The sequence below is a fragment of the Mesorhizobium sp. M1027 genome, assembly GCF_040318745.1.
In the GTDB taxonomy this organism is placed as follows: domain Bacteria; phylum Pseudomonadota; class Alphaproteobacteria; order Rhizobiales; family Rhizobiaceae; genus Mesorhizobium.
The window spans coordinates 113036-129291 of the sequence record NZ_JAMYMW010000011.1 but is presented as its reverse complement, the minus strand read 5'-3'; the positions used below and the strand labels follow the sequence as shown (position 1 = coordinate 129291).

At 61.8% G+C, this 16256-nt stretch carries 18 protein-coding genes; 9 read left to right on the top strand and 9 right to left on the bottom strand.

From position 1 onward, the window contains the following. The first annotated feature begins 37 nt into the window (after nucleotides 1-37). Together NKH50_RS21455 and NKH50_RS21450 are read left to right on the top strand one after the other, a co-directional pair. Complete coding sequence (locus tag NKH50_RS21455; protein ID WP_502895544.1) at nucleotides 38-313, top strand: type II toxin-antitoxin system ParD family antitoxin; 276 nt, start codon at nucleotides 38-40, stop codon at nucleotides 311-313. Beyond that, nucleotides 306-596: a type II toxin-antitoxin system RelE/ParE family toxin gene (locus NKH50_RS21450; protein ID WP_254819939.1), complete on the top strand. Its 291-nt coding sequence runs from the start codon at nucleotides 306-308 to the stop codon at nucleotides 594-596. Before NKH50_RS21455 ends, NKH50_RS21450 begins: the two co-directional genes overlap by 8 nt. A gap of 23 nt (nucleotides 597-619) precedes the next feature. Here NKH50_RS21450 and NKH50_RS21445 read toward each other — a convergent pair whose 3' ends face one another. Together NKH50_RS21445 and NKH50_RS21440 are read right to left on the bottom strand one after the other, a co-directional pair. Further along, nucleotides 620-1393, bottom strand: coding sequence for a peptidoglycan-binding domain-containing protein (locus NKH50_RS21445; RefSeq protein ID WP_254819938.1), 774 nt, complete (start codon nucleotides 1391-1393; stop codon nucleotides 620-622). After that, complete coding sequence (locus NKH50_RS21440; RefSeq protein WP_352690061.1) at nucleotides 1368-3113, bottom strand: ATP-binding protein; 1746 nt, start codon at nucleotides 3111-3113, stop codon at nucleotides 1368-1370. Before NKH50_RS21440 ends, NKH50_RS21445 begins: the two co-directional genes overlap by 26 nt. A gap of 519 nt (nucleotides 3114-3632) precedes the next feature. Between NKH50_RS21440 and NKH50_RS21435 the strand changes: the two genes are divergently transcribed. After that, nucleotides 3633-4001, top strand: coding sequence for a DUF5330 domain-containing protein (locus NKH50_RS21435; RefSeq protein ID WP_352706097.1), 369 nt, complete (start codon nucleotides 3633-3635; stop codon nucleotides 3999-4001). Between the two features lie 113 nt (nucleotides 4002-4114). Continuing rightward, entirely contained in the window at nucleotides 4115-4543 is a 429-nt protein-coding gene (locus NKH50_RS21430; RefSeq protein WP_352880878.1) for a SufE family protein, read from the top strand. Between the two features lie 104 nt (nucleotides 4544-4647). On the opposite strand, the gene NKH50_RS21425 is transcribed toward NKH50_RS21430, so the two are convergent. Together NKH50_RS21425 and NKH50_RS21420 are read right to left on the bottom strand one after the other, a co-directional pair. After that, the gene (locus tag NKH50_RS21425) at nucleotides 4648-5073 is read right to left on the bottom strand and encodes a Ros/MucR family transcriptional regulator (protein WP_023677844.1); all 426 of its coding nucleotides are present in this window, start codon (nucleotides 5071-5073) and stop codon (nucleotides 4648-4650) included. A 414-nt stretch (nucleotides 5074-5487) separates the two neighbouring features. Further along, nucleotides 5488-5859, bottom strand: a complete 372-nt coding sequence (locus tag NKH50_RS21420) for an SH3 domain-containing protein (protein ID WP_352479517.1) — start codon at nucleotides 5857-5859, stop codon at nucleotides 5488-5490. Between the two features lie 114 nt (nucleotides 5860-5973). Here NKH50_RS21420 and NKH50_RS21415 point away from each other — a divergent pair, with 114 nt between their 5' ends. The 3 genes from NKH50_RS21415 to NKH50_RS21405 all read left to right on the top strand — a co-directional run bounded on the left by NKH50_RS21415 (nucleotide 5974) and on the right by NKH50_RS21405 (nucleotide 9320). Further along, nucleotides 5974-8085 carry a S9 family peptidase gene (locus NKH50_RS21415; protein ID WP_352880876.1) on the top strand — a complete coding sequence of 704 codons (2112 nt, stop codon included), beginning with the start codon at nucleotides 5974-5976 and terminating at the stop codon, nucleotides 8083-8085. Nucleotides 8086-8164: 79 nt separating this feature from the next. Then, nucleotides 8165-8791, top strand: coding sequence for a LysE family translocator (locus NKH50_RS21410; protein ID WP_352880874.1), 627 nt, complete (start codon nucleotides 8165-8167; stop codon nucleotides 8789-8791). A gap of 145 nt (nucleotides 8792-8936) precedes the next feature. Continuing rightward, entirely contained in the window at nucleotides 8937-9320 is a 384-nt protein-coding gene (locus tag NKH50_RS21405) for an SET domain-containing protein (protein WP_254819935.1), read from the top strand. Between the two features lie 11 nt (nucleotides 9321-9331). Here NKH50_RS21405 and NKH50_RS21400 read toward each other — a convergent pair whose 3' ends face one another. From NKH50_RS21400 to NKH50_RS21385, 4 genes are all read right to left on the bottom strand, one after another. After that, complete coding sequence (locus NKH50_RS21400) at nucleotides 9332-10282, bottom strand: cytochrome c (RefSeq protein ID WP_352880872.1); 951 nt, start codon at nucleotides 10280-10282, stop codon at nucleotides 9332-9334. A gap of 9 nt (nucleotides 10283-10291) precedes the next feature. Then, nucleotides 10292-10735 carry a c-type cytochrome gene (locus tag NKH50_RS21395; RefSeq protein ID WP_352821899.1) on the bottom strand — a complete coding sequence of 148 codons (444 nt, stop codon included), beginning with the start codon at nucleotides 10733-10735 and terminating at the stop codon, nucleotides 10292-10294. Nucleotides 10736-10911: 176 nt separating this feature from the next. Then, a complete protein-coding gene (locus NKH50_RS21390) occupies nucleotides 10912-11508 on the bottom strand; it encodes a superoxide dismutase (RefSeq protein WP_023677850.1) in 597 nt (198 codons plus the stop codon). 107 nt (nucleotides 11509-11615) lie between these two features. Continuing rightward, nucleotides 11616-12494, bottom strand: coding sequence for a branched-chain amino acid aminotransferase (locus NKH50_RS21385; protein ID WP_352880870.1), 879 nt, complete (start codon nucleotides 12492-12494; stop codon nucleotides 11616-11618). Between the two features lie 151 nt (nucleotides 12495-12645). On the opposite strand from NKH50_RS21385, the gene NKH50_RS21380 reads away from it, so the two are divergent. Together NKH50_RS21380 and NKH50_RS21375 are read left to right on the top strand one after the other, a co-directional pair. Beyond that, entirely contained in the window at nucleotides 12646-13308 is a 663-nt protein-coding gene (locus NKH50_RS21380; RefSeq protein ID WP_352690040.1) for a haloacid dehalogenase type II, read from the top strand. A gap of 173 nt (nucleotides 13309-13481) precedes the next feature. Further along, complete coding sequence (locus NKH50_RS21375; protein WP_352880868.1) at nucleotides 13482-14306, top strand: L,D-transpeptidase; 825 nt, start codon at nucleotides 13482-13484, stop codon at nucleotides 14304-14306. Nucleotides 14307-14561: 255 nt separating this feature from the next. On the opposite strand, the gene NKH50_RS21370 is transcribed toward NKH50_RS21375, so the two are convergent. Next, nucleotides 14562-16094 (bottom strand): helicase HerA-like C-terminal domain-containing protein, encoded by a 1533-nt coding sequence (locus NKH50_RS21370; RefSeq protein WP_352880866.1) that lies wholly within the window; start codon nucleotides 16092-16094, stop codon nucleotides 14562-14564. Nucleotides 16095-16256: the final 162 nt, after the last annotated feature.

The window sequence follows — 16256 nt, the reverse complement described above, 5'->3', positions numbered from 1 at the left end:
CTTGTTGGCCTCTGTGAAAAATGCTATAGTGCCCGGTATGAAAGCCCAGCCCATGCGCACTCTTACTGTGTCGCTTACCCCCAAGCAGGCCGCCCGTCTACAAGACGCCGTGAACAGCGGAGACTATGCTTCCAACAGTGAAATCGTCAGGGAAGCACTACGTCTATGGGAGCAGCGCGAGGAATTCCGCACTCTTGAACTGGAACGCCTCAAAAGGGCCTATGACGAAGGGATGGCAAGTGGCGAAGGTCAACACGTAAATCGTACGGCTTTCTTACGCGCTCTGAAGGCCGAACGCGCAGTCCGTGGCTGAATACCGGCTCACCCCGCGAGCTTCTCAGGATTTGCGAGATATTTGGCATCACATTGCCGTCGATAACGAGAAGGCGGCTGACAAGCTGATCGGACGCATTTTCGACAGGCTGGAATTGGCTTGCGAGCACGCCAAAATGGGCGCAGCTCGACCGGAATTGAGCGCCACCGCCCGCATTCTGGTCGAGGGGCGCTACATCGTGATTTACGAGCCCATGCCCTACGGCGTGTTAGCCGTGGCGATAGTCCATGGAATGCGTGACCCGGAGCAATGGCTTAAATAGGCCGGGAGACTAGGTTTCGGCCCTCAGTTGGTCAGGCCGATCTCGCGCATCTTGACGTAGACGATCTCGTCTGGCTCGCCGGTCTCCGGCAAGCCGAACAGCGCCTGGAATTCCTTGATCGCGGCCTTGGTGCGCGCGCCTACGACGCCATCCAATTGCATGTCCTCATTGCCGAACGCTTTCAGTCCGGCCTGGATCTTGACGATGCGGGGATCCGGCGTTTGCGCCGCTGCGTTTGCTGGTGCGGATACCGGAATGGCGGCCGGAGCAGCGGCCGTTTCGACCGGCCGCGGCACGGGATGCGGAACCACGGCCGCGGTCTTTGGCGTGGCGCCCAGTTGATCCAGCAGGACGCCGTCGATCTCGCCGGAGGCATTCAATCCGACTTTCTGCTGATAGGCCTGGATGGCCTTGCGCGTATTCGGTCCGGGAATACCGTCGATGGTGCCGGAATAGAAATCGAGATCCTTCAAGATGCCCTGGACCTGCTCGACGACCGGGTCGCTCTTGATCGGCGTAGCGGCCGGACGCACGATATTGATGGTGGTTTCGGGCTCATCGCTATCCGCCCGCGGAAAGCGTTCGATGCTTCTGGTAGCGAAAAACGCTCCGGCATGCGGAAAGGGCTGGTACCAAAGCGCGTTCGCCGAGACGTAGAACAGCGTCACCAGGAACGCGGTGGAGCCGCCGACCACAACAGGATTGCGCGAGATCAGGCTGCCCAGCGCCATCGCTCCGTGCTCGAAGGCATTGCCGCGGCGTTTGACCGCCTTAGGCTGTTTTGCGGAGCGACCCATTGCTCTCCCCTTTGCCACCGTCCGCCTTGGCTTTGACCGCGGACATCGGCACCACGCCGGTCTTCTCCGCCGAGCGGCCCGTCGGGCCGCTCACGGGAAGGCTGATCGTCACCGTGGTGCCCTCGCCCGGCATGCTTTCGATCGACATTGTGCCCTCGTGCAGCGCCACCAGCCCCTTCACCAGCGAAAGCCCGAGCCCTGTGCCTTCGAAACGACGGGTATAGTCGTTCTGGATCTGCATGAACGGCTTGCCGAGATTGGCGAAATCTTCCTCGGCGATGCCGATACCGGTGTCCCGGACCCAGAAATGCAGCCGCGAGCCGATCCGCTTGGCGCCGATGACGACATTGCCGCCTTCGGGCGTGAACTTGATCGCGTTAGAGACGAGATTGATCAGGATCTGCTGCACGGCGCGACGGTCGGCATTTATTTCGCCTGCATCCGGCGCGATCTGGGCCTGCAGATCGATGGCCTTTGCCTCGGCTTGCAGGCGCATCATCGACTGGCACATCTCGACCGCTTCGCGGAAGCGGAACGGTTCCGGTTCGGTCGCGTAGGCGCCCGATTCGATCCGCGATACGTCGAGTATCGAGGTGACGACGGCAAGCAAGTGCTGGCCCGAATCCCTGACCAAGCCGACATATTCCTTCTGGCGCGGATCCTTGAAGCTGCCGAACATCTCGTGCAGCAGCATGTCGGAAAAGCCAATGATGGCATTGAGCGGGGTGCGCAACTCATGGCTGACGACGGCAAGGAAGCGACCTTTCGCCACCTCGGCCGAAGCAGCCGCCTCGTTGGCAGCGGCAAGCTCCTGGCGCAGTCCGGCCAGTTCATCGTTCTCGCGCAGAAGAAGCGTGAAGACAGTCTCCTGCCCAGGCGCGCGCATCATCTCGAGCGAAAACGGCTGGTAGTTGTCGGCCGTCACGCCGCTGCTCTGCGGTAGCCGGACGCGAAGATCGAGCCGGCGCGACAGGGCGCCCTCGCGCATATCGGCCAGCGCACTGAGATATGGGACGCGGTCGGACAGATGGATGCGATCGAAAAGTCCGGTGCCGAAAAGCAGCTCCGGTGGCAGCCTCAGTATCGTGCGTGCCTTAGCCGAGGCGTCCAGAACCTCGCCATGCGCAGCGATTCGCAGCACGACGGCGTCGATCAGGTCTTCGAGCCGGTGGCTGCCGGCCGGATCGAGCTGAGCGCTGGCGGTGGCACGAAGTGAAGCGACACGCGGAATGAGCGTGAGCGCCCAGGCCAACGGCACTAGCCAGTGCCATGCGGCGATTTCGGTCTGGCCGAGCGGCAAGACGGAACCGGCTAAAGGCTGCAGCAAGACTGCGACAAGGGCCGATATGGCGCCCCAGATCACGGCACGGCGCGACTGGCCGATCCACCAGGCTTCAAACGGCAGCGCCACCGCGAGTAAGGCAACCGGCGAGGCCACACCGCCGGCGGCAGCGATAAGGGCACCCAGGGCAACACTGCCGACGACCAAGGCGAGTTGGCCGGCCAGGGTCATCTTGCCCGATGCAGCCACCAGCAGGGCGGCGAACCAGCAAAGGCCGAACGCCGCAAAGATCGCAGCCACAGTCACGGCCGCGCCCATGCCCGACGTGACCAGCGTCACCGCTGCACCCGCGCTGAAGAAGGGAGCCGCCAGCATGACGCCAATGAACCGGCTCTCACGGCGGCGGTCGTCCTGGCCGAGGACGGACGGATGAACCATCCGTTCGCAACCGGCGGCTATCGCGCCTGGCAACTCGGCGTATCTGGCCTTGATCGCACTCAACTCAACGCACCCGGTCGTGAACGGCTCTGCTTTGCAGGCGGCTTTTGTCGATCCGAAACTCGCATCCAGCGTTTAAGGAATGGATAAGGCTGCGCCGATCGTCCCCCGGCAGGCTGCAAATATCGGGATACCGGTGGGTAAAAACCGGGGCAATTGCCGCCATAGTAAACGGAGCGTTATCCGGACCACCCGCGCCTGGGCTTGCGGCCGATCGCATCAAACTGTCACCAACGCAAAAAATAACTAATAAAAACAGCACGTTGGATGGTTACCATTTGCTGAATGAAATATGAACCATTCGAGGCAAATGAACTTCAAAACGCTTCGTTTCGAATCTGCCTAAAATTTGAGGAAAACTGTTGCTTTCGGGACAAGCCGTCCTTTGCGCGTCTGTGCCAGTATCGCGGTACAAGGGTCGTGCGGTTCGGAGGCATGACCGTCATAAAGGACAGACAGATGGGCTTTCTGATAAGAGCTGCTTTCTGGTTTTCCCTCGTGCTTCTGGCGCTGCCGCTGGGTGTCGGCGCCGATGATGCGGGCCGCGCAAGCGTCGGGCCGCTCCAGGCGCTGTTTGCGGCGCGCGAAGCCGTCGGCGACATCGCCGGCATCTGCGAGCGCAAGCCGGACGTGTGCGAGACCGGCAAATCGGCAATGCACACCATCACCGCCCGGGCCAGGGAAACCGCCAAGATCGCGGCCGCCATGCTGGACGACAAAACCCCTGAACCAGATACGGTGACGACCACCGGCAGCGTGCCCGAGGAAATCGTCTTGCCGGCGAAAGTCGATCTGCCGGCGAAACTGCACTTGCCTGCGAAGAACTGAGACGGTTTCGGCCGAATTCGTCGCCAGACCGCAAGGCTCCCCACGCCCGGCGCCTGCAGCGTTTCTCCTCTTTTTCCGTGACGTGGCAGCGCCGGATAACTATATCCGGGGTGATGACTACGACGATCCAGACCATCCGCGACGACTTTTCCCTGCTCGACGAGTGGGAAGACCGCTATCGCTATGTGATTGAACTGGGTGAAGCGCTGCCGCCGTTTCCCGACGAGCAACGCATACTGGCCAACAAGGTGCCCGGCTGCGTCAGCCAGGTCTGGTTGACCACCGAACAGGGCGGGGGTCCCGACCCCGTTATCACCTTCAAGGGCGATTCCGACGCCCATATCGTGCGCGGTCTGGTCGCCATCATGCTGGCGCTGTTTTCGGGACGGCCGGCCAGCGAAATCCAGAGGACCGACGCGGAGGCCACATTGAAGGCGCTCGGACTTGACGAGCACCTGTCGCCGCAGCGCGCCAATGGTCTTCGCTCGATGGTCAAGCGCATCAAGCGTGACGCCGAAGCAGCGTTGAAGCAGACCGCCTGACCGTACAGCAGTTGCCGGCAGCATGGCGGGTTCGACCTTTGACCCCATAATACAAAACGGCGCCTGCAGGCGCCGTTTGAGTGTCAAACCCGAAGAGCCGGTTATCAGCGTCCCTTGCGCTTGCGGCCGAGACCCATCTTCTTGGCGAGCTGCGAACGGGCGGCCGCATAATTGGGCGCAACCATCGGATAGCTCGGGTCCAGGTTCCACTTTTCGCGATACTGGTCGGGCGTGAGATCATAGTGGGTCATCAAGTGACGCTTGAGCGACTTGAACTTCTTGCCGTCTTCGAGACAGATGATGTAGTCGTCATGCACCGAACGCTTCGGATTTACCGCCGGCTTCTGCTTGTCGGCAGGCGGCTGCTCGGCGGCCCCGCCGACGCGCCCCAAAGCGGCATGGACATCGGCAATGAGGTTCGGCAATTCGCCGACCGGCACGGGATTGTTGCTGACATAGGCGGCCACCACGTCGGCGGTAAGCTCGATCAGCGCGTCACTGTTTCTGGAAGGTGTTTCGGTAATATCCATGGCGTTCAGGCCCCAACGAGAATTGTTTCTGTTTGCGCCCGTTTCGATAGTTGGGCATCGCGCGAACTTGTGCAGGAAAAAGCCTCCGCGATTCGCGTCGCGGCACCTTAATGGGCCTTGGCGTCAAGTAAGTCAATTCGCTTCTTGCGCTCTATTCAGCGATGCAAGTCAAATCTTTCATATTCAGCTTCACTCTTTCGTGCAGAGTGTAAACTTGCCGTTTTTTCTGGTCAGACCAGCATCGACTGACGCGGCGGCAAGCAGCCATTACACAGACTGCAGCAGGTAAATAGAGCTCAATGCTTGTTCCAGCCGGCAGCATTACAGCCTGGCCAATCGGCGGATTCAGTAAAATCATAGGTTGCGAAGCATTACTGTTGCTCGTGAGCCGTCGGCCGGGAGCGGCGTGCCGCGTCACTGAAACGGAGTGATGTATTTTCCGTAGACCCAGCCGGTGACGAACTGGCCGTTCTGTGCCGGATCATGCCAGACTTGGCACCAGTGATTGCGGATCTTCTGTTTCTGCTGCCAGTACGAATGGTTGGCGAGATTGAGCAGATTTATCCCACCGGTGCATTTGCCGGTCATCTGCAGAACCGTCCCGTTGGGATAGGCGGCCTGCTTCTGCGAAGTTCCGGAAGGATATTTGCGCACATTGAGTGTGTCGCCGAACGGCACATTGGCCACTTGCCAAGCCGCAAAGGCAGTTGCATGAGAATGACCGGCATTGGCCAGGGTCGTCGCAGCGACGGCGAGGGCCGCGACAGTCCGAGAAAAAATGTTCATTGTCCTCTCCTCCAGCCCGTCCCCTCGAGCCACCAGACAATAGATCATAGCCGTTGAACTCGCGCTGAGCGGCGTGTTCATTCGCTATTCAAGTAACTTCCACAGCGAGACGCAATGACCAGAACCCCAGTGTTTCCGACCGCCACCCCACCGAAGCCGGAGAAACGGCCGATCTTCGACACGCATCACGGCATGACGCGGACGGACGACTATGCTTGGCTGAGGGCCACCAATTGGCAAGAGATGTTCAGGGATCCGTCTCTGCTCGACGGCCAAATCCGCGCCCACCTCGAAGCCGAGAATGCTTACCAGGCGGCGCTGATGGCCGACACGGCTCAGCTGCAGAAGCAGCTTTTCGCGGAAATGAAGGGGCGTATCAAGGAAGATGATTCCTCTGTGCCTATGAAGGATGGGCCCTATGCCTACGGCTCCTCCTTCAAGCTTGGCGGCCAGCAGCCGCGTTATTTCCGCACCGCGCGTGACGGCGGCGACAAGCAGATATTGCTCGACGGCGATGCCGAGGCCGAGGGTAAGCCCTATTTCCGGCTGGGCGGCGTCGATCATTCAGACGACCACAGCAAGCTGCTCTGGGCCTTCGACGACAAGGGTTCCGAATTCTACACGCTGCGCGTCCGCGATCTCGCCGGCGGCAACGATCTGGCGGACAGGGTTCCGGACACCGGCGGTGGCGGTGTTTGGGATGCCGGCAATGACGGTTTTTTCTACACTCGCCTCGACCCCAACCACCGTCCTTCCAAAGTGCTGTTCCATGCGCTTGGTGACAGTCCTGAAAACGACCGGCTGATCTACGAGGAGACTGATCCCGGCTTCTTCATGGATGTCGGCGGCACGCGCTCCAACGAGTGGATCATGATCGGCATCAACGACCATGAGACCTCGGAATACCGCATCATGAGCGCCAACGATCCGTTCGCAGAGCCGAAGCTGGTTGCACCGCGCCAGACCGGCCTGCAGTACGAGCTCGAGGAAGGCGGCGACATCTTCTTCATCCTCACCAATGCCGACGGCGCCAAGGACTTCAAGATCATGACGGCGCCGGCGCATGATCCGGCGCGCGCCAATTGGCAGGAACTGGTGCCGCACGAAGCGGGACGGCTGATCCTTTCGGTGATCGGCTTCAAGGACCACATGGTCCGGCTCGAGCGCAAGGAAGGCCTGCCGCGCATCGTCGTGCACGACCGCAAGAGCGGCGAGGAGCACCTGATCTCCTTCGACGAGGAGGCCTTCTCGCTCGGCCTGTCCGGCTCCTACGAATACGACACCGAGATCATGCGCTTTTCCTATTCGTCGATGACGACCCCGGCGCAGGTCTTCGACTACAATATGCGCACCCGCGAGCGGGTGCTGCTCAAGACCCAGGAAGTGCCGTCCGGCCACGACCCGGAGCACTACGTCACGCGCCGGCTGATGGCGCCTGCCGCCGACGGCGAACTGGTGCCGATCTCGCTCCTCCATCACCGCGACACGCCGCTCGACGGGTCGGCGCCGTGCCTGCTTTACGGCTACGGCTCCTACGGCATCACCGCGCCGGCCGCGTTCAATACCAATCTGTTTTCGCTGGTCGACCGCGGCTTTGTCTACGCGATAGCCCATGTTCGCGGCGGCAAGGACAAGGGCTATGGCTGGTACGACGACGGCAAGCGGGCGAACAAGATGAACACGTTCACCGATTTCATCGCGGTCGCTCAGCACCTCGTCGCCGAACGCTATACGCAGCATGACCGCATCGTCGCGCAAGGCGGTTCGGCCGGCGGCATGCTGATGGGGGCGGTCGCCAACATGGCGCCGCAATGCTTCGGCGCCGTCGTCGCCGAGGTTCCCTTCGTCGACGTGCTCTCCACCATGCTCGACGCCAGCTTGCCGCTGACGCCGCCGGAATGGCCGGAATGGGGCAATCCGATCGCTTCGGCGGAGGATTACCGGACCATCGCCGCCTATTCACCCTACGACAATGTCGCCGCACTCGACTATCCGCCGATTCTGGCGCTGGCCGGCCTAACCGACCCGCGCGTCACTTATTGGGAGCCGGCCAAATGGGTAGCGCGGTTGCGCGACCGCAAGACAGGTGAGAATCCGGTGCTGTTCAAGATCAACATGGATTCAGGCCATGCCGGCGCCTCTGGCCGGTTTTCGAGGCTGGAGGAAATCGCCTTCACCTATGCCTTTGCGCTCAAGGTCACAGGCAAGGCCGAGCTTGCCGCGTGAACACCGCGGATAGGCAGGTATTGCTTGCTGTTCCGCTACATGCCTTCATTGAGGATGAAAGTTGCGGAGAAGCCCACCAATGATCGATCTTGCCACATTGATTGCGTATGTCGCGGTTGTGCTTGGCTTTGTCTTCATCCCGGGTCCTGCCACCCTTTTGACCGTGGCGCGAGCAACCAGCTCTGGAACCAGGGTGGGCATCGCGACCGGCGCGGGGATCGCGGCCGGCGACGTGGTTCACACCTTCATGGCGATCGTCGGCATTTCGGCGATCATTGCCACGTCGGCGGCGCTTTTCAGCATAGTGAAGTACATCGGCGCAGCCTACCTCATTTATCTCGGCATTCGCGCGATCATCGAGCAAACGCCTGCCTATCCGGCCGCCGGCGCACTTGCGATCCCCGCTGCCAAAGCATTTCGGCAGGCTGTTTTGACCGAGATTCTCAACCCCAAGACCGCGCTTTTCTTCCTTGCATTTCTTCCGCAGTTTGTGCGGCCTGAAAACGGATCGGTGATGCTTCAACTGGCGACATTGGGCGTGATCTTTGTTCTGTTGGGCCTCGTCAGCACGGTGGTTTTCGCCGTGGGTGCGGGCGGCCTTGGCGCTTTCCTGCGCCGAAACCCTACGGTGCTGAGATGGCAGGGCAAGGCTGTCGGCGGCATCTATTGCGCCTTGGGCATCCGGCTGGCGCTGCAGCAGCGCTAGGGTTCTCGACATGCGACGCCGTATGAGGCTTCGGATACTGGGCAAGCACAGTTGATTTTCCGCTCGCAATTGCAAAGGTCGCGCGCTACCCAATGCGCGGCCTTTTCACGGTCGCCGCCAACACTCATTCACCCAGGGATCTGCCATGTTGCTCGTCGATGTCTATCTCGACAAATCGCCCATCCAGGGCATCGGCGTCTTTGCCAAGAACCACATTCCCCGCGGCACGCTGGTCTGGAAGCTCGACCCGAAATACGACCGCCGCATCGAGGTGACGACCTACGAGCGGGAAACCGGGCCGGTGAAAACCTATCTTGACCGCTACGCCTACCCGGACCGGTGCGACCCGAACTACATCGTCTTCGAAGCCGACGATGCGCGCTACATGAACCATGCCGACGACCCGAATTGCGACGTCTCGCAGCCGGAGGAGACCTATGCCTTGCGCGACATTGCGCCTGGCGAGGAAATGACCTGCGACTACAATCACTTCTTCGAAACCGGCTTCGACTTTCTCGGCGACCGCTGACGCAACGGCCGTCAGCTCGCCGGCTTCTTGCGAGCCGGATAGCCGTTGGGATGCGGCGGCACGGCTTTCAGATAGGCGGCGATCGCCGCACGGTCCTCCGGGGTCAGCACGGCCATGTTCCGTTGCACGTCGACCATCGCGCCGCCGACCGTATCGAAATCCGGCGTGAAGCCGGTTTCGAGATAGTTGGCGATGTCAGCTTCGGACCAGTCGGCGATGCCGCCCTCGCCCGACGTGATGTTCGGCACGATACCGCTGCCTTCGGCGGCGGCCGCACCTGCCAGCCACTGGCCCTTCCTGGTGCCGCCGGCGAGGTCCCGCGGCGTGTGGCATTCGCCGCAATGACCGGGGCCTTCCACCAGATAGCGGCCGGCCAGCACCGGGTCGGGCGTGCCGTCGGGAAAGGAAACGACCGGCTGGTCACTCAAATAGAGCAGTTTCCACAAGCCAAGACCGCGTCGGACATTGAAGGGAAATGCCAGCGAATTGGCGGGCGCCTTGCCGGCGACCGCGGGCAAGGTCTTGAGGAATGCATAGAGATCGGCAATGTCGGCCGGCTTCATGCGCGCGTATGAAGTATAGGGAAATGCCGGATAAAGATGCTCGCCCGAGGGTGATACGCCCTTCAGCATGGCGTTGGCAAAGTCCTCGACCGACCAGGCGCCGATGCCGTCCCTCGCATCCTGCGATATGTTCGGCGGCACGAAGGTGCCGAACGGCGTCTTGAGCTCGAGGCCGCCGACCAGTTGAAGGCGGGCGTCGCCTTGCGAGCCGGGCTTGGCATGACAGGACGTGCAGCCGCCGGCGTAGAAGATGCGCTTGCCCCTGGCGGCGTCGCCGGGACCAAGCTCAGCCAGCGTTGCGGCATCGAGCCTGACCGGAGCCGACAGGAACCAGCCGGCAATCGCGGCCGCGCCGCCCAGAACGAGGGCGGCGCCGACAAGTTTCTTCAGCAAGCGCATTGCCCGCCATCAGCCTTTTTTCACCCTGTAGTTTTGATGACAGTTGCCGCAGCCGCCGCCGATGGTGTTGAACTGTGCCTTCAACGCCTCGGCGTCCGCAGGTGCTGCGGCGACCGCTGCCTTGACGTCTGCGAGGTACTTGCCTTCAGCCGTCTTGAAGCCGGCCATGTCCTGCCAGATCTTGGGAGACGCCGTGGTGTCGCCGGTGTCGCTGCCCGCGGGGAAAAGCGTGTCGACGCCGGCATGGAATTTCTCGGCATTGGCCTGCAGTGCCTGCAACGCGGTCAGCACCGAAGCTGCGTCGTAGGGCGTCTCGCCCTTGACCACTTTCGACAAGCCGGCGGCAATCTTGCCACGTTCCTTCATCAGGGCCTGCCGGTCAGCAACCGGGTCGGCAAACGCCGCCGAACCGACGAAGGCGAGCATCGAGATGGCGAGGATAAGCTTTCTCATTCACTTGGCTCCATGTTGAAGGCAATTCAGGATGCGGTCCCACCCCGATGACAAACGGCAAGGATGGCTTAAAAATTCCGACGCTGCGCCTCACGCTTGCGTGAAATTTTTGCAGCTGTCGTTTCTGATGCTGAAAAAGAAAAGCCCCGGTTCTGCCGGGGCTTTTCTGGAACGGATCAGGCCTTTTCGTAGAGTTCGAGCACATAGTCCCAGTTGATGAGACTGTCGACGAAGGCTTCGAGGTATTTCGGCCGGGCGTTGCGATAATCGATGTAATAGGAATGTTCCCAAACATCGACGCCGAGGATCGGCGTCGCGCCATGGACGAGCGGGTTCTCGCCATTCGGCGTCTTCGAGATCGCCAGCTTGCCGTCCTTGACCGAAACCCAGGCCCAGCCCGAACCGAACTGTGTGGTGCCGGCGGCGATGAAGTCGGCCTTGAACTTGTCGTAGCCACCAAGATCGCTGTCGACCGCCTTTTGCAATGCGCCCGGCAGCTTGTTGCCACCGCCGCCCTTCTTCATCCATTTCCAGAAATGGATGTGATTGTAGTGCTGGGCGGCATTGTTGAAGAGGCCCGCATTCTTGCCGAAGGACTGTTTGACGGCCTCTTCGACCGACAAATCGCCCATGCCCGCCTCGGCGGCCAGCTTGTTGCCGTTGTCGACATAGGCCTTGTGGTGCTTGTCGTGGTGATATTCCAGCGTTTCCTTTGACATATAAGGCTGCAAGGCCTCGTAATCATAGGGCAAGGCGGGCAATTCAAAAGCCATCGGTCGTACTCCCTCGTGGAAAAATCCGGTGTCGATACCGGACTAACATAGGACTGGATTGGTCTGGAACAACTCCGGAAACGAAGCGCCGGCCGCTTTTTAGCGGGTCAGCCGGGCGAAGTCGAATGCGCCCATTCCCAATAGAGTTCGCGCGCCTTCTTGGCCACCGGTCCGGGCTGCAGATTGCGCTCCTCGATACGGGTGACCGGCACGACTTTCGAGTGGTTTCCGGTCGAGAAGATTTCGTCCGCCTCGAGAAAATCGCGGATCGACAGCGTCTTTTCCGTCGTCGTGAAGCCGTATTCGCCCAGCAGGGCCATGGTGCGCGCGCGGGTAATGCCGGACAGGAAGGTGCCGTTCGGCGCCGGCGTCTGGACATGGCCGTCCTTGACCAGGAAAATATTCGAGGTGCCGGTCTCGGCGACATTGCCCAGCATGTCGAGCACCAGCGCATTGTCGAAGCCGCGCATCTTGGCTTCGAGGATGGCCCGGCCGTTGTTGGGATAAAGGCAGCCAGCCTTGGCGTTGGTCGGCATGGTTTCGATGGTCGGGCGCCGGAACGGCGACACCGTCACCGAAAACCCCGCTGGCGAGATCATCGGCGATTCGTAGAGGCAAAGGCAGAAACGCGTCGAGGCCGGGTCGGCCGGCACGCCCATATAGCCGCCATGCTCGGCCCAATACATCGGCCTGATGTAGACCGCCGTCTTGCCGTCGAACTTCTTCAGCCCGTCCCAGGTCAGGCCGACGATCTTGTCGGTGCTCATCGTCGGCTTCAGGCCGAGCGCGATCGCCGAGGCATTGACCCGCGCTGCATGGCGATCGAGATCGGGAGCGACGCCCTCGAACCAGCGGGCGCCGTCGAACACGCTGGTGCCGAGCCACATGGCATGGCTGCGCGGCCCTAGAATGGCAACATTGCCCTCGTACCAGTCGCCGTCGACGAAGGTCCATGTCGCGGATTGCGCCGCAGTCGCCAGTGTCATTGCCAGGTTCCGTTCGATGCTTGTTGCGGCGCATTGGAAGATGCTTTGGCGGCCGCCGTCAACCGGCTTGGCTGAGATTTGTTGAGGCCAGCGGGCTGGCGGACTGCAATCAGCGCTTGCGCCTTGCCTTACGCGGCCTCAAAACTGTCGAATGCAGTTCGCGGCTTACGTTTTCGACGCCTATGGCACGCTGTTCGACGTGCATGCGGCCGTGCGCCGTCACGCCGACCAGATTGGGCCGGACGGCCAGTTGCTGTCCGATATCTGGCGCGCCAAGCAGCTGGAATATTCCTGGGTCAGGACGCTGATGGGGGCCTATGCCGATTTCTGGCAGCTCACCGAGCAGGCCCTCGACTTCGCCCTGCGCAAGGTTCCATCCGCGGATGCCGGGCTGAGGGCGAAACTGCTCGAGGCCTATTGGCGGCTGGACTGCTATCCGGAGGTACCGGCCGTGCTCAAGGCGCTCAAGGCATCGGGGGCAAGGCTGGCGATCCTGTCAAACGGTTCGCCTGAGATGTTGGAAGCGGCGGTCAAATCCGCCGCGCTCGACCAGGTCCTGGACGACGTCTTTTCCGTCGACAGCGTCAGGCGCTTCAAGACCGATCCGTCGGTCTACGACATGGTCACCACGGGCTGGCGCCTCTATCCGGGCGCCGTCTCTTTCCAGTCATCCAACCGCTGGGACGTCGCCGGCGCCACCAAGTTCGGCTTCAGGACGGTGTGGATCAACCGCGCCAATCAGCCAGAGGAATACCGGGATTTTCCACCGGCCCTGATCCTGCCGTCCCTCGATGGTCTGATCTCCGGGGTTTGACGGTCGGACATGTTGCCTCGACGCAACAGTACGGTCCAGTCACAGCTTTGCCTTTGTTTGTCCACCCTGCGGCCAGAATTGGAACCGCCTATCGCACTGGCATTGCTCAAGCACCTGCGCCGTATCGGACGCATTCACGCTTTGTTGCGATTTGAGACTTAAAAAAGGCAATCATGTTCACACCCCAATCGTCCTCTCTGCGCCTTAGCCGTCGCGGTTTCCTCAACGCGGCCGCCCTTGGCGCCGCCTCGGTCGCGGTTTCCAGTTGCACCACGCTGTCGCAGCAGCCAGTCGAGCCACCGCCGCCGACCTATGTCGAGCCGGCGCTCGGCGACTATGTGACGATGTATGGGCCGATGTCGGATGGGGGCTTCGAGCTGCCGGCCATACCTGTCGACAAGATCGACCCGCAGTTCCTGCGCCAGATCGTTGACAATCCGACCGGGCAGCAGCCCGGCACCATCGTCGTCGACACGACCAACCACTTCCTCTACCTGGTGCGCCCGGGCGGCCAGGCGATCCGCTACGGCGTCGGCCTCGGCCGCGCCGGCTTCGAATGGTCGGGCGATGCGGTAGTCCAATGGAAGCAGAAATGGCCGAAATGGACGCCACCGGACGACATGATAGCCCGCCAGCCCGAGCTCGCAAAATACAGTGCCGATAATGGCGGCATGCCCGGCGGGCTGGACAACCCGCTTGGCGCGCGAGCGCTTTATCTGTTCCAGGGTAACCAGGACACGCTGTACCGGTTGCACGGCTCGCCGGAATGGCGCTCGATCGGCAAGTCGGTGTCGTCGGGCTGCGTGCGCCTGATGAACCAGGACATTATCGATCTCTACGATCGTGTGCCGAACAAGACCCCGGTCGTGGTGACAGCCGAAGTCGGCCAGCCGGTGGTGGCAACAGCAAACCGCAGAGCCATTCCGATCGACGCCGGCGTGCCGGAAGGATCGATCCTGCTCGGCCCGATAAAATCGGTGACCAACTCGATCTTCTGAGCTGGTCGAAAGCGCGGGCGGGGTCTTCCTCGCTCCCGCTGGTTTTGCTGCGCGTCGGCGTGCCCGTACCGGTGCCGGCCTTTAGGTCCGATGGCTTCGCCAAGCAGCGGATGTTGCCGCGCTGTGGGCAGACGCCACCGGTGACAGCTCATGACCGCATAGCCGCCGTCCGCTGTCCTCCAGATCTGGCTACTGGCGCTTCATGCCAAGGCAGAATTTGCCCACACCGATGCCCGCCTTCGGGTCCGATGCTCTTCACCGCCCCCTGGCCAAACTCCCCAGAATACCCCGCACGATCGCTCGTCCGACCGACGAGCCGACCGAGCGCACGACCGATTTGATCGCCGCCTCCGCCACCGTCTGGCGGTTGGAGGGCCGCGGCGCGCGGCGGCCGCCGGCTGGCTGGGGATCGTCGTTGCCGAAGCCGGGAATGGTCCAACGCGAACGGCCTGTGTCCTGTTGCTGCGCCTGTGCCTCCTGGGCGTCCCTGGCCTTTTTCTGCAGGATCTCGAATGCGGATTCGCGATCGACGGTCTGGTCGTATTGTCCCGCAACCGGGCTCTCAGTGATCAGCTTGCGGCGCTCTTCGGGCGTGATCGGGCCAAGGCGCGACGATGGCGGGCGGATCAGCGTCCGCTGCACCATGGACGGCACGCCCTTGGCTTCCAGCGTCGAGACAAGCGCCTCGCCGGTGCCGAGCTGCGTGATCACGGTTGCGCAGTCGAAATCGGGATTGGGCCTGAACGTCTCGGCCGCCGTCTTGACGGCCTTCTGTTCGCGCGGCGTATAGGCACGGAGTGCGTGCTGCACGCGGTTGCCCAACTGGGCCAGCACCGTTTCAGGGATATCCAGCGGATTTTGCGTGACAAAATAAACGCCGACGCCCTTCGAACGGATCAGCCGGACCACCTGCTCGACGCGGTCGACCAGCACCTTCGGGGCGTCGTCGAACAGAAGGTGCGCCTCGTCGAAGAAGAAGACCAGCCTCGGCTTGTCCGGGTCGCCGACCTCGGGCAGTTCCTCGAACAGTTCCGACATCAGCCACAGCAGGAACGTCGCATAGAGCCGCGGATTCATCATCAGCTTGTCGGCGGCGAGCACGCTGATGGCGCCGCGTCCATCGCGCGTGGTGCGCATGATGTCGGCGATCCGCAATGCCGGCTCGCCGAAGAAATTGGCCGCGCCCTGCTGCTCCAGGACCAGCAGCGTGCGCTGGATGGCGCCGACCGAGGGCTTCGTCACATTGCCGTAGCGGGCGCCGATCTCTTCGGCGCGGTCGGCGATATTGGCAAGCAGTGACCGCAGGTCCTTCAAGTCGAGCAGCAGAAGGCCTTCCTCGTCGGCGATGCGGAAGGCGATGTTCATGATGCCTTCCTGTGCCTCGGAAAGGTTCATCAGCCGCGACAGAAGCAGCGGCCCCATCTCCGAGATGGTGGCGCGGATCGGGTGGCCCTGCTCGCCGAACAGATCCCAGAAGATGACCGGGAATTCCTGGAATTCATAGGGATCGAGCTTGACCTGCTCGGCCCGCTTGACCAGGAAATCCTGCGCTGTGCCCATCATGGCGATACCCGACAGATCGCCCTTGATGTCGGCGCAGAATACCGGCACGCCGGCATTGGAGAAACCCTCGGCCAATATCTGCAGGGTCACCGTCTTGCCGGTGCCGGTCGCGCCGGTGACCAGGCCGTGACGATTGCCATATTGCAGCAAAAGCTGTTCGGGCCGCTGATAGCTGTCGTCCGGCTTGCGGCTGGCTCCTATGAAGATACTGGTGTCGTCGGCCATGTGCCCGGTCTCCGCAAACCTATAGGGTTGAATGCCCTGATCCCTTGAAGAAAAGGGAGCCCCGCCGCAGGTATAGTGAGGCCATTGCGCAGCGACAATGGGCGTCGTCGAAAATGGCTTTTGGAGCTTGCGGAACCTGCCCATGTTTGGCAATCGATTGAC